This is a genomic window from Pseudarthrobacter cremeus, from assembly GCF_051857465.1.
In the GTDB taxonomy this organism is placed as follows: Bacteria; Actinomycetota; Actinomycetes; order Actinomycetales; family Micrococcaceae; genus Arthrobacter.
The window spans coordinates 40700-65018 of the sequence record NZ_JBPZHC010000015.1 but is presented as its reverse complement, the minus strand read 5'-3'; the positions used below and the strand labels follow the sequence as shown (position 1 = coordinate 65018).

Below are 24319 nucleotides of genomic sequence, written 5' to 3'. Positions count from 1 at the left end.
AACTCAACAACCGGCCACGCCCCACACTGAACCTCGAGACCCCCAAACAACGTATGCGCCAACTCATCGCCGCCGCAGCCTAGCCCCAAAGTTGCAACGACCCATTGACTTTGAGAGGGAATATCGGGCCGGAAGTGACCCCGCGTTGGTTTTAGGGCCAGCTCAGTTGCCCAGGATGGCCCGCGCGATCTCGTCGGCGTCGCGCAGTGTCCGCTGCCCGCTGGGGTAGTTGGGGCCGCCAGGCTGGATGGCTTCCGCGGCGATGGCTGTTCCCCATTGGGACGCCGAAAGCTGCAGGCCCAGCACGTAGAGCCCCTCCGGGACTGCGCCGTTGGACGCCACCGGCCGGTACGGGTGCGGAGCGACGTCAAGGCCTGTGGCCTGCACCGGGGCGCCTTCGGCCGTCATCATCAGCCGGGGGCGCACCATTCCGTCCTCGAGCAGCTGTTGCAGGAGCGGCGAGTCGTTGGCGGACACCCGGTTGGCGGGGGCGAGGGCCTCCACCATCGTCTTCGCGGTGACCGGCGGGCCGCCCACCCAAGGCGATACCGCGGTGAACCTGCCGGTCGCGCGGTCCACCCCGAACCGGGGATCGGGCCCGACAAAACTGACCACCCCGGCACGGGCCAAGGCGGCCAACTGCTCGGAACGCAGGGCCGGAGGCCCGCTGGCAAGGCCCTCCACAAAGGACTCGAACCAGCCACGGAGGCCGGCGACCCACGATTCGTCGGTGATGCCGCCGTCGGCCACTGCTGTCTTCAGCACCGCCCGCCCGTGATGCAGCGCGCCGATGGCCATCTTCACCGGGTCTTCCTGCCCCAAAGCCGAACGGCGTGCGTCATCAAGGAGGTAATCCACGACGGCGGCGTCCAGTTCAGCCCGCGAAGGGAAGGACCGTCCGGCCAAGGGGGAGGCAAGGCCCAACAGATCCAGGCGGTGCCGTGGCCCGACATGGACCGCGAGAACGCTGTCCACACCGGCTTCCCAGTTAGCGGTGCTGTGGGCATGGGGACGCAGGGCCTCCTCCAAGGCCGTAAGGAACGCCGCCGGGTCCGGGACCGCGCCCTTCTGCGAGCGCACCAGGGTGGAGTAGTAGGCCCACAAGGTGTCGCGGTGCAGCAGCGGCCAGAGGTCGTGGTCGAAGCCGGGGGTGATCCCGGCCGCCTCGAACCGGGCCAGTGCTGCCTCCGTCAGATACCGCAGGGTGACCGACGACGGGTAGTACCCGTCCAGTACGGCTTTGGCCCGGTAGGGGGTGCCCCGGCGGGAGGCGGCGATGATCACGGGCTCCTGTCCGGAGGGCTGGTACTCCAGCGCGGCGCCGGCGTCGATGAATTTCCCGCCGCGGCCCTCGGTGAGCTGCCCCATGGCGTCGAAGAAGTTCAGGCCCATCCCCCGGACCAGGACAGGTTCCCCGGCCGGGATGGCGGACCAGTCAACGTCGGCGGGTACGGCGGGCGGGAAGTACCGCAGGCCCAGCCGGCCGGCCGAAGACTGCAGTTCCCGCTGCTCCGGATTGAGCCGGGAGCCCAGGTGCCCCAGGGCGAGGACCACGGAGTCGACGGTGAGCGAGCCGCCGCCGGCGAGTCCGACGTCGAACGCTGCAGCGCCCGGATTTCCGGGGCCTTCCCGGCGTACCCACACAGCTTCCATCTCATGGAAACTGATGGTGACGCCGTCGGGGAGTTTTTCGGTGAGCTCCTCAAGGGTGCAGCGCAGGTAGCGGCCGTAGATTGCGCGGCTGGGAAAGTCGCGGGATCCCAACGCTGCCAGTTCCGACCGCTCGTCCGGCGTGAGGGACGGCAGCGGATCGGTTTGTTGGCGGACACGCCAGCGGTCGAACGTCGTGCCGGCGATGGGCTTGGCCAGCCGGGGGTCCTCCGGGATGAGTGTGGGATAGAAGGACTGGGTGTTCATCAGGTACAGCCGGGACTGGTCAGGCTGCCACACATGCCCTGAACCCGCAGGGTAAGGATCGATCACGTCAATGTGGAGTGCGGAGCCGGGGCGGGCCGCGGCGTTGGCGAGCAGTCGCTCCAGCACGCTGGTTCCCCGGGGGCCGGCGCCGATGATGGCTGTCCGGATGCTCTGCGATTTACCCACGGCATCCAGAGTATCGGCCCGCGCCCGTTGTGTTTGACTTGCACGCTGCGCTCAGATGTTGTTTGGATGGGGCGCATGACCACCACAGCAGCTGATCAAGCGCCCGGTTCTTCCTCCCCCAATACCTCATCGAATGCCTCCACCGGCGGGGCCGCCCCAGAACCCACCGACGAGAACGTCTGGCTGGAGGAGATCTACGGCGAGGCGCCGCTTGGCTGGGTCCGGGAACAGAACGCCCGCACCGAGGACCTGCTGGAGGACGCCGACTATGCGGCCCTGGAAGGAAGCATCCTGGAGGTGCTCGACTCAACGGACCGGATCGCCATGGTGGGCAAGCGCGGCGACTGGTATTACAACTTCTGGAAGGACCAGGCGAACCCCAAGGGCTTGTGGCGCCGGACCAGGTGGGAAAGCTACGTGACCGACTCCCCTGAATGGGACGTCCTTCTTGATGTGGACGCACTCGCTGCCGCGGAAGGTGAGGAGTGGGTTTTCCACGGTGCCACCTTCCTGCGGCCTGCCGCCGAAGAACCGTACCGCCTGGCGTTGCTGGCGCTCTCCCCTGATGGCGGTGACGCCAACCGCTACCGCGAGTTCGACGTCGGGACCCGCACCTTTGTTGACCCCGCCGCCGGCGGCTTTGACCTCCCGACGGCGAAGGGGAACGTCTCGTGGCTGGACGCGGACACGCTGCTGGTTGCCTCCACCGCCGGAGACCTGCCCAAGACCGCGTCGTCCTATGCCCGGACCGCCGTTACGCTGCGGCGCGGCGAAGCACTGCGCGACGCTGACCGGCTGTTTGAGGTGGCTGAGGACCACATGATGGCCGTGGCCGCGCACGACTCCACCCCGGGTTTCGAACGCACTTTCGCCGTGGACTACATCGACTTCTTCAACCGCCGCACGTTTGTGCAGCGGGACGGCGCCCTGGTGGAGATCGATGCCCCCACCGATGTAAACCTCAGCGCCCACCGTGAGTGGCTTCTGTTCCGGCCGCAGCGCGACTGGGCCCTGGACGGCACCACGTACCCTGCCGGTTCGCTGCTCGCGGCCAGGTTCGATGACTACGTTGCCGGGACGCGGGAACTCTCCGTGCTGTTCACGCCGGATGCCCACACCTCGCTGCAGTCGTGGAGCTGGACGCGGAATTTCCTGTTGCTGAATCTTTTGCGGGATGTTTCATCGGAGATCCGGGTGCTGGACCCTACCAAGCCGGGCCCGGCGGACGGCGGATCGGCTTGGGCTTCCTCGCTGCTGGACGCCTGCCCGCCGCTGCACGATGTGAACGCCTACGCGGTGGACGACGAGGATGAGGGACCGGCCGACGGCGGTGCAGGCGACGATTTCTGGCTGGTCGCCACCGGCTTCACCACCCCCAGTACCCTGATGCGCGGAACCCTCGTGGGGGACGGTGCCGGCACCCACCGCGCCGAAGCGGGCGCCGCAGCCGGTGGTGCTGCTGAGGGTGCGGGCGCCTGGACGGGCGGTGCCGGGACGGCTGGCGTGGTGAGCAGCCACACGACCGTCAAGTCGTCGCCGTCGTTCTTTGATGATGACAACTATGAGGTGCAGCAGCACTTCGCGGTGTCCGCCGACGGCACACGCGTGCCCTACTTCCAGGTTGCCTCGAAGGACCTGGTCCTTGACGGGCAGAATCCCACGCAACTCTCGGGTTATGGCGGTTTTGAGATCTCCAGGACCCCTGCCTACAGCGGAACAGTAGGCAGGGCATGGCTGGAGCGACGGACCGGTTCCTCCGGCGGGCCGGGCGAGGCCCTGCATTCCCGCGGCGGGGTCTACGTTGTGGCCAATATCCGCGGCGGCGGGGAGTACGGGCCCTCGTGGCACCGGGCCGCCCTGAAGGAGAACCGGCACCGGGCTTTCGAGGACTTTGCGGCAGTGGCGAAGGACCTGATCTCGCGCGGGGTCACCTCACGTGAACGTCTTGGCTGCGTGGGTGGCTCCAACGGCGGGCTTCTGGTGGGCAACATGCTCACCCGCTACCCGGAACTTTTTGGTGCGGTTTCGTGCGGAGTGCCGCTGCTGGACATGAGGCGTTACACCAGGCTCTCCGCAGGGCACTCCTGGATCGCCGAATACGGCGACCCGGACGTGCCTGAAGAATGGGATTTCATCAAGACCTTCTCGCCCTACCACCTGCTGAAGGACGGTGTGGAGTACCCGGAGACGTTCATCTGGACTGCAACCTCCGACGACAGGGTGGGGCCGGTCCAGGCGCGCAAGATGGCAGCCCGGATGCAGGCCATGGGCATCCCCAATGTCTGGTTCCATGAGGCGCTGGAGGGAGGCCATGCGGGAGCCTCAGACAACCGGCAGGCGGCCGCGCTCCAGGCACGCAGCCAGCACTTCCTATGGCGGACATTGGCGGGCGGAGCCGCCTAGGTCTACCGGCCCCTGGCCGGTGCCGGCCGGTGGTCCGGTGGCGGCAGGTGGCCGTTTTGCGCTGCATGCCCCGTTCTGCGTATCCTTGGTGGGCTAGGAATAGCAATTGGAGACGTGCCAGAGCGGCCGAATGGGCTTCACTGCTAATGAAGTGTGGGGCACAACTCCACCGGGGGTTCAAATCCCCCCGTCTCCGCGTTTGGCCCCGGTCCTGGACCGGGGCCTTTTGCGTCCCCTGGCACGGATCATCCTGTCCGGGGTGCGGACGCACAGCGCCCACCCGGGACCCACAGTGGCAGGATGGTTCAATGGCAGCAACCAACGGCGCGGAGACTGAAACCGGCCCAAACCAGGTGTGGAATCCCCGCCTTGCGCTGCTGGTAGCCGCGACCTTCTTTATGGAATTTCTGGACGGCACGGTCCTCACCACCGCCATTCCCAGCATCGCCGCCGATTTGCGGGTGCCCGCAGCCGACGTCAACATCACCATGACCGCGTACCTCATGACCGTGGCCATGGGCATTCCGTTCAGCGGCTGGCTCGCTGAACGGATGGGGGCGCGCCGGGTCTTCTGCATGGCCATCGCACTCTTCACCCTCGCGTCGTTGGCCTGTGCCCTGAGCACTGACCTCACCGTGCTGACGCTCAGCCGGGTCCTGCAAGGTGCGGGCGGGGCCATGATGGTACCGGTGGGGACGTTGGTGGTGCTCCGCGGAACACCCAAGTCAGAACTGCTGCGCGCCACGGCTTTCCTGGTCTGGCCTGCACTGCTCGCGCCCGTCCTGGCCCCTCTGGTGGGCGGCGCGCTCACCACCTATTTGTCCTGGCACTGGATCTTCCTGATCAACCTGCCGCTGGGCATTGCCGCCTTCATTGCAGCCCTGCGCCTGGTGCCGACCGGATCAGGAGACCGCCACCGCAGGCTGGACTGGCCCGGACTGATCCTTACCAGCGCCGGGGTGGGTGCGCTGGTTGTTGGCCTGGAGCTGGCCACCGCCCACCCCGCCGGGCCATCGGGTGCCATCAGTGCAGTGGCAGGGGCAGCCGCACTGACAGCAGCCGTGCTGTGGATGAAGCGGGCCAGAATGCCGCTTTTTGACCTGACGGTCTTTTCCACGCGGACGTTCCGCGCCATGGCCACCGGCGGATTCGTGTACCGCCTGACCATAACCTCGGTGCCGTTCCTCCTTCCGCTGATGTTTCAGGCCGGCTTTGGCTGGTCCCCGCTGCACGCCGGAATCATGGTGGCCGCGGTTTTTGTCGGCAACATCGGCATCAAGCCGGCCACGACGCCGCTGATCAGGCGCTTCGGGTTCAGGGCCATGCTGGTCTTCGGTTCCCTGGCCTCTGCGGCGACCTTCGCCGTGTGCGCCCTGCTCACACCCGACACGCCGGAAGTCCTGATGTTTGCGTTGCTGGTCTGCAGCGGGGCTTTCCGTTCAATCGGCTTCTCCGCCTACGCCTCGGTGCAGTACGCGGACATCGCGCCCGCCCAGCTCACTTCCGCCAACACCGTATCGGCAACCCTGGTGCAGCTGGCCGCGGGTGCCGGCATCGCCGTGGGGGCGCTCCTGATCCGCATTTTCGACGGCGTGGGCGCCTTCCCGGCGGATCCCGCCGGCCCGTACCGTGGGGCTTTCCTGACCATGGCCGTGCTGATGCTGTTCAGCACGGCGGACAGCCTGGCCCTGCACCGGCAGGCCGGTGCAGCTGTCAGCCGGCCTGGCCAAGAACCAGCGGAAGAACAGCCCCCGCCCCCGCCTGCCTCAGGGCGCGTCCAGCCACGGTGAGTGTCCAGCGGCTGTCCACCAGGTCATCTATCAGCATCACGCCCTGACCGCCCAGGGATGCCAAGGCAGCCTCCAGCTCAGGGCCCACCACCACACGGTCCCAGACGCCAGCCAAGCGGTATGCGCTGTTGCCGCCACGGCTTCCCGTGGGTCCGCCGTGGCCAAGGGCCAGCTCACCCAGGTATGGCATCCGGCCGATTTCCGAGATCCCCCGGGCAAGCGAGCGGACCAGTTCGGGCTTGCTGCGGGAGGGCATGCTGACGATTGCTGCGGGCCTGCCTGCACCGCTCCAGCCCGGGTTGCGGCCGGCAGGGGTTGCCCATTCGCGCAGGACCTGCACGCAGGCCTGCAGCATGGCCGGATCGACCGGGCGGTCCGCGGCTCCGGCGGCGAAAAGTTCACGCATCGCCCCTCCCCAGCCCAGATCGGTGAGCCGCGCCAGCACCCGGCCGTCAGCCAGCGATTCGCCGGCCTTGATCTTGCCTTTCACCGGCACGCCCAGGCGGTCCATGCCGCTGGGCCACTGCAGGCGCGCCTCCAGCACGCCACCGGCGCGGCTAAGGGTCTGACCGGCTGCCGCGGTGGCATCCTCGGCTATCTCTGCCGGGAACCAGCGGCCGGCACAGTTGTCGCACCGTCCGCAGGCGTGCGCCGTCTCGTCATCGAGAACTGACGTGATGTACTCCATCCGGCAGCCCGCCGTGTCCTGGTAAATCACCATGGAGTCCTGCTCATCCACCCTGGCTTCGGCAATGCGGCGGTAGCGCACAGCATCGTAGAACCAGGGCTGGCCGGTGGAACGCCAGCCGCCGCCCACCCGTTCCACGGCACCGTCCACGGCCAAGACCTTGAGCAGCAGTTCCAGCGGGGTCCGGCGCAGGTCAACCCGTGCCTCCAGGGCGACCGTTGACACCGCGGTGCCGGCCTCGGCCAGTGCTGACAGGACGGCACCGGCCTTTTCCTCGGAGGGCATGGAGGCCGTCGCGAAATACTGCCAGATATCACGGTCCTCCGATCCGGGAAGCAGCAGGACATCCGCGTTTGCGGCGCCACGGCCGGCACGGCCCACCTGCTGGTAATAGGCCACCGGGGACGACGGAGCACCCAGGTGGACAACGAACCCGAGGTCGGGCTTGTCGAAACCCATACCCAGGGCAGATGTGGCCACGAGCGCCTTCACCTCGTTGTTCTTGAGCAGCTGCTCTGCCCGTTCACGGTCCGCGGGATCGGTGCGGCCCGTGTAGGCCTGCACTTCGTGCCCCGCTTCGGCGAGGAGCCGGGCCGTATCTTCGGCCGCGGAGACGGTCAGGGTGTAGATGATGCCGCTGCCGGGGAGGTCGGCAAGATGGGTCAGGAGCCAGCCCAGCCGTTCGCGGGAGTTGGGCAGCGCGAGGACACCCAGGCGCAGGGAGTCGCGGCCGAGGGTGCCGCGGATGGTCAGGACACCGGCACCCAGCTGTTCCTCGATATCGTGGACCACGCGCGAATTGGCCGTGGCCGTGGTGGCCAGCACAGGCACGGATTCAGGCAGCTGCGTGATGAGGTCCGCGATCCGACGGTAATCGGGCCGAAAATCGTGCCCCCAGTCGGAAATGCAGTGGGCCTCATCAATGACCAGCAGACCCGTCCGGCGGATGAGCTCCGGCAGCTGGTTTTCCCGGAAGGAGGGGTTGGTGAGCCGTTCGGGCGACACCAGCAGCACGTCCACGTCATCCGCAGCGAGCTGTTCCCGGACCGTGTCCCATTCGAGCTGGTTCGCCGAGTTGATGGCCACGGCCCGTACACCGGCACGGGCGGCGGCGGCGACCTGGTCACGCATCAGCGCCAGCAGCGGTGAAACGATCAGGGTGGGGCCTGCACCGCGTCGCCGGAGCAACAGCGAGGCCACAAAGTACACCGCGGATTTTCCCCAACCGGTGCGCTGGACCACCAAAGCCCGCCGGCCGCCGTCGACCAGTGCTTCGATCGCTTCGAACTGCCCGTCATGGAAGTCCGCCTCCGGATGCCCCACGAGTTCACGGAGGACCTCCAGCGCCTGGACCCTGGTGGAACCGGAGTCAGGAGCGGCGGCGGAGCGAAGGGCGGTGTTTTGGGTATCGGCCATTGATTCAGTATCCCAGCCCCCACCGACAGCCAGGACCCGGAAGCCGGCTATGTGGATACCGTCCGCACTTGACTTTCCCTCAACAGGCACCTGTCCGCTTCCACGTAAGATAAGACCCGTGACTAGCGAACAGACAAAGACTTTTGACCTCTCGGCATCCTTCAAGGCCTACGACGTCCGGGGAATCGTGGGTGAATCCATCACGGCCGAGATCGTCGAAGCCGTCGGGGCTGCCTTCGTCGACGTCCTTGAACTGGAAGGTCAGACCGTCCTCGTGGGCGGCGACATGCGTCCGTCGTCCCCCGAATTCACCAAAGCGTTCGCAGACGGCGCCGCTACCCGCGGAGCCAACGTCCAGCTGCTGGACCTGATCTCCACCGATGAGCTCTACTTCGCCTGCGGCTCCCTCAACGCGGCGGGCGCCACGTTCACCGCCAGCCACAATCCCGCCGAATACAACGGAATCAAGATGTCCAAGGCGGGTGCGCAGCCCATCTCCTCTGAATCCGGGCTCAAGGAAATCCAGGCCCTGGCCGAGCAATACCTCAACACCGGTTCCATCCCCGCAGCCACCACGCGCGGCCTGATCGGCGTCCACGACGTCCTGAAGGATTACGCCATCTACCTGCGTAAGCTCGTGGATCTTTCCGGCTCCCGCCCGCTGAAGGTCGTCGTCGACGCCGGCAACGGCATGGCAGGCCTCACCACCCCGGCGGTACTCGGTGACGCCCTCCTGCATAAGCTTCCGTTCGAGATCATCCCCCTCTACTTCGAGCTTGACGGTTCCTTCCCCAACCACCCGGCAAACCCCCTGGAGCCGGAGAACCTCCGTGACCTGCAGGCCGCAGTCCTCAAGCACGGCGCCGATATCGGCCTGGCATTCGACGGCGACGCCGACCGCTGCTTCGTCATCGACGAAAAGGGCGAGCCTGTCTCGCCGTCGGCCATCACGGGCATGGTTGCCCGCCGTGAAATTGCCCGCGCCCAGGCACAGGGTGAGGCGAAGCCCACCGTCATCCACAATCTGCTCACCTCCCGCGCGGTGCCGGAGCTCGTAGAGCACGACGGCGGCCGTGCGGTGCGCACGCGCGTGGGCCACTCCTTCATCAAGGCAGTCATGGCAGAGGAAGGCGCGGTTTTCGGCGGCGAGCACTCCGCCCACTTCTACTTCCGTGACTTCTGGAACGCGGACACCGGCATGCTGGCCGCCATGCATGTACTCGCGGCCCTCGGCGAACAGGACGGCCCGCTGTCGGAGCTCGGCCGCGAATACGAGCCCTACGTTTCCTCGGGTGAGATCAACTCAGAGATCGAGGACAAGGCAGCAGCCATTGAGCGGGTCCGCGCAGATTTCGCCGCAGAGGACATCACCATCGACACCATGGACGGCAGCACGTTCACGGCAAACGACGGCAGCTACTGGTTCAACCTGCGCCCGTCCAACACCGAGCCCTTCCTGCGCCTGAACGTGGAAGCAACGGACCGGCCCACCATGGAACGTGTGCGCGACCGCGTGCTGTCCAATGTCAGGCGCTAGGCCGCGGGTGGAAGACGGAACCGCCGGCAGCGAGTCCGCAAACGCCGCCGAAGGCCCGTCCTGGCGGGACAGTGTCCCTGAGGCTACGGCCACGGATTTGGAGAACCTGCTCGGCACGGGCATCGGGGCGGCGCAGGAGCAGCTCGAACGAAACGGCGGGTTCCTGCCCTTCGCCCTCGTGGTGGAGAACGATGGCGAAGTCCGCCTGATGGCCGTCACCCCCGCCGACGCCAAGGACGGCTCGGATGCAGACTTCGACGCGGATTCGATGATTGGTGACCTCACCGAACTCCTCCGCCAGAACCGCGCTGACTTCCGCGCCGCCGCTGTGGTGTGCGACATCCTCCTGGTTGAAGAGGACTCGGACGCCATCCACGTGGCCGCCGAACACCGCGATGGTTCCCTCTTCGCGGCAGTCCTGCCCTACAAACCCAATACTGACTCCCGGGAGTGGGAGTTCGGCCGGCTTGCAGCTGACTCCAACGAACCCGCCATCTGGGTGGACTAGACCTCCGCCGGGTTGATGACATGAGACTGAATGCCTTTGCGGATGTGAGCCTGAGGGCCATGATGGTGCTGGCTGCAGCCCCGGACGGCGGCCTGCTGACCACGCAGAGCATCGCGGACGCCGTGGGAACCCCCTACAACCACGTCAGCAAAGCCATGGCCAGGCTCCGCGAACTGGGCATGATCGACGTCGAACGGGGCCGGAACGGCGGCTCGAGGCTCAACGTGGCCGGCCGGACGGCAACGGTGGGCCAGCTGCTGCGGCTGCTGAATACGCGGGTAGACCCCGCCGACTGCCACACCGTGAACGGAGATTGTCCGCTGATCAATGAGTGCAGGCTGCGCGGCGCCCTGGCCCAGGCCCGGGAAGCCTTCTACCGCGAACTCGACCCACTGGTTATCGCGGAACTTCCCAACCACCGGCAAATGGCCCCTGTCTTTGCCATGATCGGCCTGCGCCCCGGGCTTTAAGCCCCCGGCTTCAGACCCAGACTCAGGTTCAGGCTCCCCAAACCCCCTCCGTCACCGATTTGATTCCAAGTTCTACGGGGTGTAGAACTTGGGGTAAGAATACTCGTATCTGAAATACAAGTATTCGAGCCAGGCCGGACAAAACCCCCGGTCCCTAAACATCAGGAGTACACATGCTCTCGGACAAGTCCCGCCCAGTCATTGAGGCAACGCTGCCGCTCGTCGGTTCGCGGATCGGCGCCATCACCCCCAAGTTTTACGCCCGCCTGTTTGCCGCCCATCCCGAACTGCTGGACGGCCTCTTCAGCCGCTCAAACCAGCGCAACGGCAACCAGCAGCAGGCCCTGGCGGGAAGCATTGCCGCTTTCGCCACCCATTTGGTGAACAACCCCGGCACACTGCCCGAGACGGTGCTCGCCCGCATCGCCCACCGCCACGCGTCCCTCGGTATCACCGAACCGCAGTACCAGGTGGTCTATAAGCACCTTTTCGATGCCATCGCCGAGGACCTGGCCGAGGTCATCACGCCGGAAATCGCTGAGGCCTGGACCGAGGTCTACTGGCTCATGGCGGACGCACTGATCAAGCTGGAGAAAGGGCTCTACGCGGCACAGGCCAACGGAAAGATGTGGAGCCCCTGGAGGGTTGCAGCCAAGACGGCCGCCGGCACCGGCTCCATGACCTTTACCCTGGAACCCGCCGACGACACCCCGATCACCGCGGCCCTCCCCGGCCAGTACGTCAGCGTGAAAGTCACCCTGCCGGACGGCCTGCGCCAGGTCCGCCAGTACTCGCTGTCCGGCGATGCCGGCACCAGCCGCAGCTTCACCACAAAGAAGGACGACGGCGGCGAGGTTTCCCCCGTGCTGCACAACAGCGTCCAGGTCGGCGACATCCTGGAAATCTCCAACCCGTACGGCGAGATCACACTCAAGGAAGGCGACGGACCGGTTGTCCTGGCCTCAGCGGGTATCGGCTGCACTCCGACGGCGTCCATCCTGCGCTCCCTTGCCGACGCCGGCTCGGACCGCCAGGTCCTGGTCCTGCACGCTGAAAGTGATCTGGAGTCCTGGGCACTGCGTTCGCAGATGACGGACGACGTCGAGCGCCTCGACGGGGCCGATCTCCAGCTCTGGCTCGAGCGTCCGGTTGAGGGAACCAGGGAGGGGTTTATGTCCCTGCGTGAAGTGGACCTGCCGGCCAACGCCTCGCTGTACCTGTGCGGTCCCCTGCCGTTCATGAAGAGCATCCGCAACGAGGCCATTAACGCCGGGATCCCGGCCACGAAAATCCACTACGAGGTCTTCGGCCCGGACATCTGGCTGGCCAGCTAAGTCCCCACCGCCTCCCTCGCGTACGACGACGGCCCCGCACCTTTTCGAGAAAGGTGCGGGGCCGTCGTCGTACTTCAGGCGGTTCAGCTAAGGCGGGCCTTCAGAGCTGCAAGCTCGGCCGTCAGGGCCTCGGGCAGGGAGTCACCGAACTTGGCGTACCACTCTTCGATGGAAGCCAGTTCAGCGGCCCACTCCTCGGGATCGACGCGCACGGCGTCCTCCACATGGGCGTGGGTCAGGTCTAGTCCAGTCAGGTCCAGCGAGTCGCCGGTCGGAACGAAGCCGATCGGGGTTTCCACAGCGGCAGCCTTGCCTTCGATGCGCTCGATGGCCCACTTGAGGACACGGGCGTTATCACCGAAGCCGGGCCACGCGAACCCGCCGTCAGCCGTCCGGCGGAACCAGTTGACCAGGAAGATCTTGGGCAGGCGCGCCGGGTTGGCCTTGGACGAAACGCTGATCCAGTGCTTGAGGTAGTCCCCGGCGTCGTAGCCGATGAAGGGCAGCATGGCCATCGGGTCGCGGCGGAGCACGCCCACCTGGCCGGCAGCAGCTGCCGTGGTCTCGGAGGACAGCGTGGAGCCCATGAAAATGCCGTTGGTCCAGTCGCGGGACTGGGTGACCAGGGGCACCGTGGTCTTGCGACGGCCACCGAAAAGGATGGCAGAAAGTTCCACGCCATCAGGGCTGTTGTATTCCTCGGCCAGCATGTCGATCTGGGAGATCGGCGTGCAGAAGCGGGAGTTGGGGTGGGCCGCGGGCTTGTCAGAGTCCGGGGTCCAGGAGTTGCCCTGCCAGTCGGTCAGGTGGGCGGGGACCTCATCGGTCATGCCCTCCCACCAGACGCCGCCGTCGTCCGTGAGGGCGACGTTGGTGAAGATGCTGTGGCCCTTGGCGATGGCGCGCATGGCGTTCGGGTTGGTTCCCCAGCCGGTGCCGGGGGCTACGCCGAACAGGCCGGCCTCGGGGTTGGTGGCGCGGAGTTCGCCCTCCTTGCCGATCCGCATCCACGTGATGTCGTCACCCAGGGTCTCAACCTTCCAGCCGTCGATCGTGGGATCGAGGAGGGCGAGGTTGGTCTTGCCGCAGGCGGACGGGAAAGCAGCAGAGACGTAGTACTTCTTCTGCTCCGGGGACGTCAGCTTGAGGATGAGCATATGCTCGGCCAGCCAGCCTTCATCACGGGCCATAACGGACGCGATGCGCAGGGCGTAGCACTTCTTTCCAAGCAGGGCGTTTCCGCCGTAGCCGGAACCGAAGGACCAGATGGAGCGCTCTTCGGGGAAGTGGACAATCCACTTGTCCGGGTTGCACGGCCAGGCCACGTCCTTCTGACCCGGGGCGAGCGGAGCGCCCAGTGAGTGCAGCGCCGGAACGAAGAAGGCGTTGGTCTCAGTGATCCTGTCCAGGACCTCAGTGCCGATGTTGGCCATGATGCGCATGGAAGCGACCACGTAGGCGCTGTCCGTGATTTCGACGCCGAACTTGGGGTCCTCAGCCTCGAGGTGGCCCATGACAAACGGGATCACGTACATGGTGCGGCCGCGCATGGAGCCGGAGAACAGGCCTCGCAGCTTGTCCTTCATCTCGGCCGGGGCCATCCAGTTGTTGGTGAAGCCTGCATCGCGTTCATTCTCGGAGCAGATGAAGGTCTGCTCTTCCACGCGTGCAACGTCGGCGGGATCGGAGAATGCGGCGAAGGAGTTCGGGAAGAGCTCCTGGTTCAGCCGGGTCAGGGTGCCCGCGGCGACCAGCTCGTCCGTCAGGCGGGTGTTTTCCTCTTCAGAGCCGTCAACCCAGTGGATGCTGTCCGGCTGCGTGAGCTCAGCAACCTCTTCGACCCATGCGAGCAGCGCAGCATGTGTGGTGGGTGCTTTCTCAAGCAGCGGCTGTTGTGCCAGATCGCCCATTGCGGTTCCCTTCCTCGGGTTCATCGGTGTGTCCTAAATGCTATGGGCCGACCGGGCTGCGTTTTCTGTAGCACCGATGCACCTTCGTGAGCGTTTGGAGGAGAAACCGCGCAAAATCAAGGAAACTACGTGCAAAACAGTCGAATTAAGTGACGAAGGTCACCTATACCGGTCTAGTCGCTCATATTACATGCCGTTCGATTTGGCAGGAGGTGCCAGCCTCGCGTAAAGTAATTCGAGGTTCGGGGAGCGAGATACTCCGCGGAACAGAATATGCGCCCATAGCTCAGCTGGATAGAGCGTCTGTCTACGGAACAGAAGGCCGGGGGTTCGAATCCCTCTGGGCGCACAGAATGAAGGCCCGCACCGGTTCGCCGGTGCGGGCCTTTTTGCTTTAAGACACCACCGGCCCGAACCCCTGGTACCCCCGCGGCCCCGGCGTAGGCTGGACCAATGACCCCTCAGGCTCTGGCACGCGAATTTGACGTCATCGTAATAGGCGCTGGTGCCGTGGGAGAAAACGTGGCGGACCGCGTGGTCCAGGGCGGACTCAGTGCGGTCCTCGTGGAAGCCGAGCTGGTGGGCGGGGAATGTTCCTACTGGGCCTGCATCCCCTCCAAGGCACTGCTACGCTCCGGCACTGCCCTCCACGGCGCCCAGACGGTTCCGGGGGCGGCGGAAGCAGTCACGCGGACCTTGGACGTGGCCGCGGTCCTCAGGCGCAGGGACTACTTCACCGGCAACTGGCAGGACGATGGCCAGGTGAAGTGGGTGGAAGAAACAGGTATTGAGCTCATTCGAGGCCACGGCTGGATCACCGGAGCGCGGTCGGTTGAAGTAGCCGGGCTGGACGGCAACTCCTACCGGCTCGAGGCGCAGCACGCCGTCGTACTGGCCACCGGTTCAACCCCCACCATGCCGCCCATCCAGGGCCTTGCCGATCTTCAGGTCTGGGGCACCCGGGAAGCCACCTCCGCCCAGGAGGTGCCTGCGCGGCTGGCGGTGCTGGGTGGCGGGGTTGCCGGGACGGAACTGGCGCAGGCCTTCGCCCGGTTGGGTTCGAACGTAACAGTTGTGGCCCGGAGCGGCCTGCTGGGCAGGTTTCCTGCAGAGGCGTCGAAGCTGGTGGCGGCAGGCCTGCGCGCGGACGGGGTGGAGATTCATCTCAACACGTCCACCGAAAGTGTCCGGGAAAAGGACGACGGCACCTTTGAACTGACGTTGGCCGGTCAGAACACCGGCGATCAGGGCACCGTGATCGTCGACAAGGTCCTGGTCTCCACCGGCAGGCACCCCGCCCTTGAAGGACTGGGGCTGGAAAGCCTCGGCTTCACGGCGCAGGACGGCAAGCTGACGCTCACCACCGATTCCACAGGCCTCGTCCAAGGGACACCCGACGACGACGACCCCTGGCTCTACGCCGTAGGCGACGCGGCCGGAAAGAACTTCTTCACGCACCAGGGCAAGTACGAGGCCAGGGCTACCGGTGACGCTATTGCAGCGCGGGCCAAGGGCGAACTCCGGGGCGCCCCGGACGCCTGGAGCCGTTATGCCCACACGGCCAACGAACACGCCGTCCCAAGCGTGGTGTTCACCGATCCCGAGCTCGCCACCGTGGGGCGCACGGCAGCGCAGGCCGCGAAGGACGGGTTTAACGCCTCATCCGTGGAGCTGCCCATCCAGGTGTCCGGATCATCCCTGCACTCGGAGAACTACCAGGGCTGGGCTCAGCTGGTGGTCGATGAGGACCGCGGGGTGCTGCTGGGCGCCACTTTCGCCGGCCCTGATGTGGCCGAACTGCTGCATGCCGCCACCATTGCCGTGGTGGGCGAGGTGCCGCTGGACCGGCTCTGGCACGCGGTGCCGTCGTTTCCCACGGTCAGCGAGGTATGGCTGAGGCTGCTTGAGAAGTACGGCTTGTAGGCTCGAAACGCTATTTGAACTGACCAGTCAGTTCAGTTAGACTGTGGGCAGACAGTTTCCTGCGAAAGGCCCTCTTTGCTCTCCGCCCAGCAACTCCACGTCAAAGGCCGGCGCGGCGACCTCCTTCCGCCCACGTCCCTCAGCGCAGGCCGCGGCGGGTTGCTGCTCGTTGTCGGCGAGCGCCAGGACCAGCGGACCGCGCTTGCCCTCACCGTCAGTGGGCGCATGAAACCCACTGCCGGTCGCATCCTGTGGGATGGCAGTGACCGCACCAAAACCCTCCGTCTCGCCAGCGCGCTGGTCGATTCCCCCGGTGTGAACGAACCCGAGGAACACCTCAGCGTGCGCGACCTGGTCACCGAGGATCTTGCCCTGATCCCCCGCCGTTACCGCGGGGCGCTGCTCAGCAAGCCCTGGCTGAAGGTCAACAGCTTCGAGGACATCGCGGACCTGTGGACCGAACAGCTGCCGCCGGACCGCCGGATGGAGCTGCTGACCGGCCTCGCCCTGGCCAACCCGCATACAGACCTCCTCGTGGTGGACTCCCCCGACAGGCACAGCGCCCACGCTACGGACTGGCTCCCGAGACTTGAAGAGCTGGCGTACGACGGCGGCCGGCCGCTCGCCGTCGTCGTCACCGTCGCTGCCCTCCCGGCAGGGTGGAGGGGACCGGCAGCTGTCATCGGCAACTCGGTCCACCACCCCGGGGGCGTTCCGGCCGGGACGCCCGAAAACGATCTCCTACTCGAAACCGAGGATGCCAAGTGACCGTTCTGCGGCTTGCCCGTTCCGAACTCAAGCGGATGACCGGCGGGCTGCTGCCCAAGCTGACCATCCTGGCGCTGATCATGGTGCCGCTCCTCTATGGCGCCGTGTACCTGTACGCCAACTGGAACCCCTATGGGAACCTGAACCAGATCGACGCCGCCCTGGTGGTCGAAGACACCGGCGCCACGTCGGGTGACGGCACCGAACTGCAGGCCGGCAGGAAAGTGGCGGACGGTCTCGTGGACGGCAACGTCTTCAACTGGACGCCGGTGGGCACCACGGCCGAGGCAGATGCGGGAGTCAGCAGCGGCAAGTACGCCTTCGCACTGAAGATCCCGGCGGACTTCTCCACCAATCTCGTCTCCCCCGGCAGCTTCGATTCGGCCAGCCAGGCCATGCTGAACGTCACCACCAACGATGCCAACAACTATCTGCTGAGCACCATCGTGGACAAGCTGACCACCGCCGTCCACACCACCGTGGCCAAGGAGGTGGGCGAAGAGACCGCGAACCAGCTGCTGTCCGGGTTCGGCACCATCCACACCCAGATGCTCAAGGCAGCCGACGGCGCCGGACAGCTTGCCGATGGCGTTGCCTCCCTCCGCGACGGCGCCACTACCTTGCATGCGGGCACCGGCGAGCTGGCGGCCGGGGCAGGGGACCTCTACGCCGGGCAGCTGAAACTCCGGGATGGCGCAAACCAGCTGACCGACGGCGCCGGGCAGCTCAGCAGCGGACTCTCCGTTCTCAAGGACAAGACGGCTACCCTGCCGACGGACACCCGGACACTCGCCAACGGCGCGGCGCAGGTGGCTGCCGGAAACGCCCAGCTGAATTCGAAGATCCAGGGCGTCGTCACCCAGCTCGATGCCGCGGACCAGGGGCTCCGGACCCGGGTCCTCGAATCGAACGCCCGTCTGGTGGCCGAGCAGGTGATCACCCAGGCGCAGGCCGACAGAATCCTGGCCGACGTTGTTGCCGCTGCCGCCTCCGGCCCGGTGGCCGCAGCAAAAACCACCATCCAGGCGGACGCGGCGCAGATCCAGCAGCTCGCTGACGGTTCCGAAGCCGTGAGTGTGGGCGCGGCCCGGCTCGCTGCCGCCACCCCTGGCCTCAAGGACGCCATTGGCCAGGCGTCAGCCGGCGCAGACCAGCTCCATACCGGCGCAGCCACCCTGGCCACCGGGCAGCAGGCGGCCCTCGACGGCGCCGGACGCCTTGCTGAAGGGGCCCGGACGCTCGACGCCGGTGCGGGGCAGCTTGAGGCCGGGGCCCGCACCGCAGCCGAGGGCTCCCGGACGCTGGCTGACGAAATTGCCAAGGGCGCCGGGCAGGTTCCCAACCCGGACGAGTCGCAGAAGAGCAGCCTTTCCCAGGTGATCGCCGACCCCGTTTCGGTCAGCAATGTCTCCCAGGCCAAGGCGGAGTCCTACGGCGCCGGCCTGGCCCCGTTCTTCCTGACCCTTACCTTGTGGATTGGCATTTTCATGCTGATCCAGGCGATGCGTCCCATCACCCAGCGGGCTCTGGCGTCAAACGCCCCCGCCTGGAAAATCGCCGTCGGCGGCTGGCTGCCGTTCCTTGCCGTCTCCGTCCTGCAGGCCAGCCTGCTGACCCTCGTGGTTGATCTGGCCCTGGGCCTGAATCCGGCGCATCCGGTGCTGATGTGGCTCTTCATGCTGGCGGCGGCCATGGCGTTCAGCGCCATCATCCAGGGCGTGGTGGCGTTGTTGGGATCCCCCGGAAAGCTGGTGGTTCTCATCCTGCTGGTGCTTCAGCTGGTGTCCTCCGGGGGAACCTTCCCCTGGCAGACCACACCGCAGCCGCTGCACGTGGTGCACCAGGTCCTGCCGATGGGTTACGTGGTAACCGGCATGCGGCACCTCATCTACGGTGCGGACCTGTCCATGATCGTGCCCACTGTTGCAGGGCTGCTCGGCTATACGTTGCTGGGGGCCGCGATGTCCACGCTTGCAGTGCGGAAAAACAAATACTGGACACTCAAGACCCTGAAGCCGGAGATCGCGGTATGAGCGCGGGCATGGGCCCCGGTACCGGCCGCAGCATGGGCCACAGTGTGGGTACAGCAGGGCCGGAGCGGGCTCCTGCGGATAAGAAGCTGCGCCCGGAACGGACGAATGCCACGCGGCAGAAGCTGTTCGAGGCGTCAATGGATCTGATTGGCGAACGCGGCGCGGCCGGCGTCACGATGGACGAGATCGCCGCGGCGGCCGGAGTGTCAAAAGGGACTGTCTACTACAACTTCGGCAGCAAATCGGATCTCATTGCACAGCTTCTGCGGCACGGCGTGGACATCCTGAAGGTGCGACTGCTCACCGAGCAGGGGGACGCTGCTGCCGATCCCTTGGTGTCGATGGAGGCAATGATCGGCCAGGCCATGGATTTCATGGCGGAGTACCCGTCCTTCGCCCGGCTGTGGGTGAGCGAGAACTGGCGCATCCCCAGCGAGTGGCAGGACACGTTCGCGGTACTCCGGGCGGAGTTGCTGGCGGTCATCGGCTCTGCCATCGACAAGGTGGCAGCTGCCTACCCAGTGGACGAGGGCATCCCGCGTGGCAGCCTGGAAACGGCCATCTTCGGCGCCTGCTTTGTGGTCGGGCTGGACCGCCAGACCTACAACCCCGAGCGCACCCGTGACCAAAGCGTTGCAGCAATCATGGCAATCATGCGCGGCTACGTGGTCAAGTAGCTTTTGCCTCAGGGATGATTGGTCCCATGCGTCACATGGGGAACAGTGGAAAGCTCGCCTTGATCGCGGCTGTCGTCGCGCTGCTCATGCTCGTTTTGACGGCCCTCACCCTCGAGGAGCCGGTTCTCTTTGCGTTCCTTGGGCTGGTGGCCCTTGCCTACGTTGCCGCCCTGTACGAGGTCTTATCCCGAGGCCGGCATGCGGTGGCCGTCGCCACAGGCCTGGGGACCTGCCTGACGCTCGCCTTTTCCCTGGCCTTTGTCAGCACCTGGGAGCTCGCGTACGCCAACCAGTCCTCGATCATCGGCACTCCGCTCCCCACCGGCGATCCGGACGATTACTTCTACCTCGCCGCGGGTTCCGCGGTGGGCACGCTCATGATCCTGTTCGTTGGGGCGGCATGGCCCGCCGTCAGGAGGCTGGGGGCGGCGCAGCGGAAGACCTCGCCGGCCAAGCGGCGCCCCGCCTCTTCTGCCCGCCGGCCGCCGGCCAGGTTTTCGGCTGCCCGGGGCTCAGCAACGCGGGGCTCAGCAACGCGGGGATCGGCAACACAGGGGTCCGCCACACGCTTGTCGGCAACGCAGGGAACAGCAACGCAGGGAACAGCTACACAGGGAGCGGCAGCCCGCAACGCTGCCGGTCAGCGCTCGTCCGGGTCCCGCGCTCCGGCGCGCCTGCCCGGCGCGGCAGCCAAGCGGACCGCATCGTCCGGATCGTCCGCCTCGTCCGCCTCGACAGTGCGCAAACCCGCGCCCAATCCGGGATCCAAAGCCCCGTCCCGACGCTGACCGGGCCTGCGGCTTCCGGTGAGCACCGCCGTCGCCACCCCGCCCAGGAGGAGCAGTCCGCCCAGCAGTTCGGCCGGCGTCGGCACCTCCCCCAAAACGAGCCACGCGGCAGTCATTCCCACCACCGGCACCAGCAGGGTGAAGGGAACCACGGCCGACGAGGGGTAGCGCGCCAGGAGCCAGTTCCAGATCCCGTAGCCCACCAGCGACCCGAAGATGGCCGTGTACAGCGCGCTCAGGAGCGTTACGGGCTGCAGGTCCCCGAGCGTCCCCAGCACGGCGTCCGGGCCGTCGACCAGGAAGGACAGTCCGGCCAGGGGTACCGGCACAACGGCACCGGACCAGACCACCAGCCCCAGCCCTGAGGCGGCTTTCGCCTGCCGGGCAATGACGTTTCCGGCGGCCCAGGACAGCGCCGCCGCAAGCACGATGACCAGCGGGAGCAACGGCGCCACGGCGCTGCGGCCCACGGCCACCACGGCCAGGCCCGCAACGCCCAGGACGACGCCGGCCAGCTGCCGGCGGGTGGGCCGCTCACCGAGGAATCCGGCCGCCAGGAGAACGGTCAGGAGAACCTGCGCCTGCAGCACCAGCGAAGCGATGCCGGCAGGCATGCCCAGCGCCAAGGCCACGTAGAGGAGACCGAACTGGCCGGCACTCATGAAGAGTCCGACGCCGATGATCGCCTTCCAGCTGACGTCCGGTTTCCTGATGAAGTAGATCAGCGGAAGGACCACGAGGACGAACCGCATGGCCACGAACAGTAGCGGCGGAACCTCCTGGCCGTCCGCGTGCAGGCCAAGGTCGATCGCCACGAAGTTCAGGCCCCAGAGCACGGCGACCAGTAGGGCAAGGAGGGAGTGGCGGAGGTTCACCCGTCCAACTATTGCAGACGGTGCCGGCCGGGGCTGTCCGATTGCTTGCTTGCTCAGTGCGCCCTTGGCACCTTGAACCTGGTCAGCCGGGCGTCCTGGCCGTCCAGCTCTGCCCAGGATTTTTCCGTTTCCAGTACCGTGAGCGCGCTCGTGGGATAGCGGGTGGCGGCATCCATGTAAGCGTCGTGGTTCGAGTCCCGTGAGGCCAGGTGCATGGCGAGGTCCTGCACGCCGGGCATGTGCGAGATCAGCATCAGGGTGGTGACGGTGTCCGGCACATGGTTGACCACTGCGAGCATGCGTAGCGCGGAGGCGGCATACAAACCGTCTTCAAGCTTCGGCGTCGGGGCCTTATCCCCCAGTTCGGAGCACACCCAGGTGCACGTCTGGCGGGTTCGGAGGGCACTGGAGCACAGGATGAAATCGGGAACGATGTTGTGCTTGAGCAGCCACTTCCCGGCAAGAGGCGCCTCCCGGTGCCCGCGCTCCTCCAACGGCCGTTCATGATCAGCAACGCCGCCGGGCCAGTCGGCCTTGGAGTGGCGCATGATCACCAGTCGCTTGATGTGGTGCTCGCTCATCCCCCAAGCCTAACGCCGCAGCATCACCATAGAGGCGCAGGCACATGCTCGCTGGTCCCGAACGCGCAAAAGCGACTTTCCGCGTAGTGCCGCATCGCCGGGGCCCACGCCGCCAGGGTTCCCTGGCCGAGCCTGCGAGGCGAGGGAGGCGGTGGGGAGGGACGAGCGCAGGCGCAGAGGGATCGTGCCGCGGAAGCGAAAGCGGCCGCCCACTGGGGCCAGCCGCTTTTGCGCGTCACGTATGGACTAGATTGAGTATTCCGGAGCAGCCCAGACAACAACTTCGGGGTGCTCGTAGAAGCGGTAGCCCTGGCCGCGGACGGTGCGTACGGTGTTGGCGAGGCGGCCCAGCTTGGAGCGGAGACGGCGGATGTGGACGTCGATGGTGCGCTCGTTGGGGACCTCCTCGGCGTTGCGCCACAGGCCCTCGAGCAGTTCATCGCGCCCTACGGTGCGGGTTCCGTTTTCGACGAGGTAGTTCAGGAGTTCGAATTCCTTGAAGGTCAGGTTCAGTGACTCGCCGTCCAGGTGGACTTCGCGGCGGGCCAGGTCGATCAGGACGCCCGACGGGCGCGGGTCCTGGGGCTGCAGCCGCGCGGTCTCTGTGCGCTTCTGGGCATTCACGGTGGGGTCACCGAACGTGGAACGCACGACGTCGAGCGCGGAACCGGGCGTGCCGGCCGGGGCCACGGCCACGGCAGCATAGCTCTCGGCGCCGGTCACGAGCGACTGTGCGTAGGCGCGGATTTCCTGGGCAAGCTTGGCGATGGAGGTTCCCGCGGCTGCGGCGGTTTCCTCATCGATGCCCATGTACAGGACAAAGCCGCGGGCCAGGTTGTCGTTGGCAACGGGCCGTACCGCGTTGGGACCGGCCACCACGGGCGTCGGTGCGGTCAGCGGCGCCGCCTCGGCGGGCTGGACGGCGCGGAGCTGGCCGTAGGAGTTGGGGTTGTAGCCCTGGGGCGCGTAGCCGGGGGCGGGAAAGCTGGTGCCGGGGGCTGCGGGGGCGAATGCCGGGCGGGCGCCGAAACCTTGGCGGAGGCCTGAAGCCTGGCCGGCCTTTCCTGCGTTACGGACGGAGATGTGGACGTATCCGGATGCAACGGTCATGTTTGCTTACCTCAATGTGAATGGCCGTCATCGCGGCTCGAATGCTGGGTTCCCCGCAATGAAGAAGTGGGGAGGGGCGCCCTACGCTGGGCTGGGGGGCGAATGCCTAAGAACTTCGTGGGGTTTGAAGGTCAGGCGTGCATTCGACAACAGCGCATGTCGGCAGCAGCTGGTGTGCTGGGCCAATATTCTGCGGCTGCAGGTGCTGTTGAGTTCTTGTTCACAATTGAAAGTGTGCAACGTAACAATGAAAACTTGCAAGTAACAAAGGGCCTTTAGTTCCGCATTGTGAGACAAAGTGGCTGTTTGTGGTGTAGGTCACGATTCTGGATCGACGGCAAATAGCCGGTTGCCTTCCGTATCAGAGGCCCCGTTGCAGCCCTCTTTCGAAGATGCTTCGGGCGGCATGGCCCATCCGGATTTTAAATTCATCTGGAAATCATTTACCGAAATCTGTCCGCCGTTTAGGCCGCGTGTCCAGCCCTGAAGGCCAAATATGGCGGCACCCGCCTGGTTTTCCCGGCACCGGACAGTCCCTCCGGGCCGCACGGCCGGAGTCCTGCGCCTGCACCACATCCAGCTCGCTAGGCTGGGATTCACAGCCCGCACACAGGAAGCCCATAGCGCGGGCTAACCCGAACATCGGAGAGTTGTCCCATGGCCACTTCGCACTCCATGACCAACAACCTTCCGCAGCTCACCCACCCGGACGGCTCCCCCATCCGCGCCCTGGTGGTTGACGACGAGCCCAGCCTCTCCGAGCTCATGAGCATGGGGCTCCGCATGGCCGGATGGTCCGTTGCCGTGGCCGCGGACGGCCCGGAGGCCGTCAAGCTGGCCAAGGAGTTCCGCCCGGATGTCCTGGTGCTGGATGTGATGCTGCCCGGGTTCGACGGCGTGGAGCTGCTCGGCCGGATACGGGCCTTCGCCCCGGAGGTTCCTGCGCTGTTCCTGACTGCCAAAGACGCCGTCCAGGACCGGATTGTGGGCCTGGCGGCCGGCGGGGACGATTACGTCACCAAGCCATTCAGCATGGAAGAAGTCCTGCTGCGGCTGCACCGTCTGGTCCAGCGGTCCGGCGTTGCCGCCATGGACACCGCCGAACTCGTGGTGGGCGATCTGGTCCTCAACATCGACACCCGCGAGGTGACCCGCGCCGGCGACGACGTCCAGCTCACTGCCACCCAGTTCGAGCTGCTCCGTTACCTGATGGAGAACCCCAAGCGTGTGATCAGCAAGGCCCAGATCCTTGACCGCGTCTGGAATTACGATTTCGGCGGGCAGGCCAACATCGTCGAACTCTATATCTCCTACCTGCGCAAGAAAGTCGATTCCGTCCACCCGCCCATGATCCACACCGTGCGGGGCGCCGGTTACGTCATCAAGCCGGCAGAGTAGCCCTTCC

Annotated in this window: 18 protein-coding genes and 2 tRNA genes; 14 read left to right on the top strand and 6 right to left on the bottom strand. The window is 66.3% G+C overall.

Annotated features, from left to right (window positions below; genetic code table 11):
• Positions 1-162 precede the first annotated feature (162 nt).
• A complete protein-coding gene (locus tag ACS5PJ_RS20540; protein WP_439436707.1) occupies positions 163-2103 on the bottom strand; it encodes an FAD/NAD(P)-binding protein in 1941 nt (646 codons plus the stop codon).
• 75 nt (positions 2104-2178) lie between these two features.
• On the opposite strand from ACS5PJ_RS20540, the gene ACS5PJ_RS20535 reads away from it, so the two are divergent.
• From ACS5PJ_RS20535 to ACS5PJ_RS20525, 3 genes are all read left to right on the top strand, one after another.
• Positions 2179-4506, top strand: coding sequence for a prolyl oligopeptidase family serine peptidase (locus ACS5PJ_RS20535; RefSeq protein WP_439436706.1), 2328 nt, complete (start codon positions 2179-2181; stop codon positions 4504-4506).
• 108 nt (positions 4507-4614) lie between these two features.
• A tRNA-Ser gene (locus ACS5PJ_RS20530) sits at positions 4615-4702 on the top strand.
• Positions 4703-4814: 112 nt separating this feature from the next.
• Positions 4815-6296 (top strand): MFS transporter, encoded by a 1482-nt coding sequence (locus ACS5PJ_RS20525; protein ID WP_439436705.1) that lies wholly within the window; start codon positions 4815-4817, stop codon positions 6294-6296.
• On the opposite strand, the gene ACS5PJ_RS20520 is transcribed toward ACS5PJ_RS20525, so the two are convergent.
• On the bottom strand, positions 6220-8400 hold the full coding sequence (locus ACS5PJ_RS20520) for a RecQ family ATP-dependent DNA helicase (protein WP_439436704.1): 2181 nt from the start codon (positions 8398-8400) through the stop codon (positions 6220-6222). The two genes, ACS5PJ_RS20525 and ACS5PJ_RS20520, sit on opposite strands and share 77 nt — an antisense overlap.
• 118 nt (positions 8401-8518) lie before the next feature.
• On the opposite strand from ACS5PJ_RS20520, the gene ACS5PJ_RS20515 reads away from it, so the two are divergent.
• The 4 genes from ACS5PJ_RS20515 (at position 8519) to ACS5PJ_RS20500 (ending at position 12249) form a co-directional block, all read left to right on the top strand.
• Positions 8519-9937: a phosphomannomutase/phosphoglucomutase gene (locus tag ACS5PJ_RS20515; RefSeq protein WP_439436703.1), complete on the top strand. Its 1419-nt coding sequence runs from the start codon at positions 8519-8521 to the stop codon at positions 9935-9937.
• Positions 9924-10445 carry a hypothetical protein gene (locus ACS5PJ_RS20510; protein ID WP_439436702.1) on the top strand — a complete coding sequence of 174 codons (522 nt, stop codon included), beginning with the start codon at positions 9924-9926 and terminating at the stop codon, positions 10443-10445. The genes ACS5PJ_RS20515 and ACS5PJ_RS20510 overlap by 14 nt, the downstream gene beginning before the upstream one ends.
• A gap of 20 nt (positions 10446-10465) precedes the next feature.
• The gene (locus ACS5PJ_RS20505) at positions 10466-10915 is read left to right on the top strand and encodes an RrF2 family transcriptional regulator (RefSeq protein WP_439436701.1); all 450 of its coding nucleotides are present in this window, start codon (positions 10466-10468) and stop codon (positions 10913-10915) included.
• A 173-nt stretch (positions 10916-11088) separates the two neighbouring features.
• Complete coding sequence (locus tag ACS5PJ_RS20500) at positions 11089-12249, top strand: globin domain-containing protein (RefSeq protein ID WP_439436700.1); 1161 nt, start codon at positions 11089-11091, stop codon at positions 12247-12249.
• Positions 12250-12332: 83 nt separating this feature from the next.
• Here the strand turns inward: ACS5PJ_RS20500 and ACS5PJ_RS20495 are convergent, their stop codons facing one another.
• The gene (locus ACS5PJ_RS20495; RefSeq protein WP_439436699.1) at positions 12333-14159 is read right to left on the bottom strand and encodes a phosphoenolpyruvate carboxykinase (GTP); all 1827 of its coding nucleotides are present in this window, start codon (positions 14157-14159) and stop codon (positions 12333-12335) included.
• 275 nt (positions 14160-14434) lie between these two features.
• Between ACS5PJ_RS20495 and ACS5PJ_RS20490 the strand changes: the two genes are divergently transcribed.
• The 5 genes from ACS5PJ_RS20490 to ACS5PJ_RS20470 all read left to right on the top strand — a co-directional run bounded on the left by ACS5PJ_RS20490 (position 14435) and on the right by ACS5PJ_RS20470 (position 19560).
• A tRNA-Arg gene (locus tag ACS5PJ_RS20490) sits at positions 14435-14508 on the top strand.
• Positions 14509-14612: 104 nt separating this feature from the next.
• The gene (locus ACS5PJ_RS20485; protein ID WP_439436698.1) at positions 14613-16082 is read left to right on the top strand and encodes a dihydrolipoyl dehydrogenase family protein; all 1470 of its coding nucleotides are present in this window, start codon (positions 14613-14615) and stop codon (positions 16080-16082) included.
• A gap of 75 nt (positions 16083-16157) precedes the next feature.
• The gene (locus tag ACS5PJ_RS20480; RefSeq protein ID WP_439436697.1) at positions 16158-16850 is read left to right on the top strand and encodes an ABC transporter ATP-binding protein; all 693 of its coding nucleotides are present in this window, start codon (positions 16158-16160) and stop codon (positions 16848-16850) included.
• Positions 16847-18883 carry a YhgE/Pip family protein gene (locus tag ACS5PJ_RS20475; RefSeq protein ID WP_439436696.1) on the top strand — a complete coding sequence of 679 codons (2037 nt, stop codon included), beginning with the start codon at positions 16847-16849 and terminating at the stop codon, positions 18881-18883. The genes ACS5PJ_RS20480 and ACS5PJ_RS20475 overlap by 4 nt, the downstream gene beginning before the upstream one ends.
• 32 nt (positions 18884-18915) lie before the next feature.
• Entirely contained in the window at positions 18916-19560 is a 645-nt protein-coding gene (locus ACS5PJ_RS20470) for a TetR/AcrR family transcriptional regulator (RefSeq protein WP_439436711.1), read from the top strand.
• 640 nt (positions 19561-20200) lie between these two features.
• On the opposite strand, the gene ACS5PJ_RS20465 is transcribed toward ACS5PJ_RS20470, so the two are convergent.
• The 3 genes from ACS5PJ_RS20465 to ACS5PJ_RS20455 form a co-directional block, all read right to left on the bottom strand.
• A complete protein-coding gene (locus tag ACS5PJ_RS20465; RefSeq protein ID WP_439436695.1) occupies positions 20201-21223 on the bottom strand; it encodes an EamA family transporter in 1023 nt (340 codons plus the stop codon).
• A gap of 53 nt (positions 21224-21276) precedes the next feature.
• Positions 21277-21804 (bottom strand): SixA phosphatase family protein, encoded by a 528-nt coding sequence (locus ACS5PJ_RS20460; RefSeq protein ID WP_439436694.1) that lies wholly within the window; start codon positions 21802-21804, stop codon positions 21277-21279.
• Positions 21805-22050: 246 nt separating this feature from the next.
• Positions 22051-22914, bottom strand: a complete 864-nt coding sequence (locus ACS5PJ_RS20455; RefSeq protein ID WP_439436693.1) for a winged helix-turn-helix domain-containing protein — start codon at positions 22912-22914, stop codon at positions 22051-22053.
• A gap of 102 nt (positions 22915-23016) precedes the next feature.
• Here ACS5PJ_RS20455 and ACS5PJ_RS20450 point away from each other — a divergent pair, with 102 nt between their 5' ends.
• Both ACS5PJ_RS20450 and ACS5PJ_RS20445 read left to right on the top strand, forming a co-directional pair.
• Positions 23017-23193 carry a hypothetical protein gene (locus tag ACS5PJ_RS20450; RefSeq protein ID WP_439436692.1) on the top strand — a complete coding sequence of 59 codons (177 nt, stop codon included), beginning with the start codon at positions 23017-23019 and terminating at the stop codon, positions 23191-23193.
• A 378-nt stretch (positions 23194-23571) separates the two neighbouring features.
• Positions 23572-24312: a response regulator transcription factor gene (locus tag ACS5PJ_RS20445; protein WP_354147875.1), complete on the top strand. Its 741-nt coding sequence runs from the start codon at positions 23572-23574 to the stop codon at positions 24310-24312.
• Positions 24313-24319 lie beyond the last annotated feature (7 nt).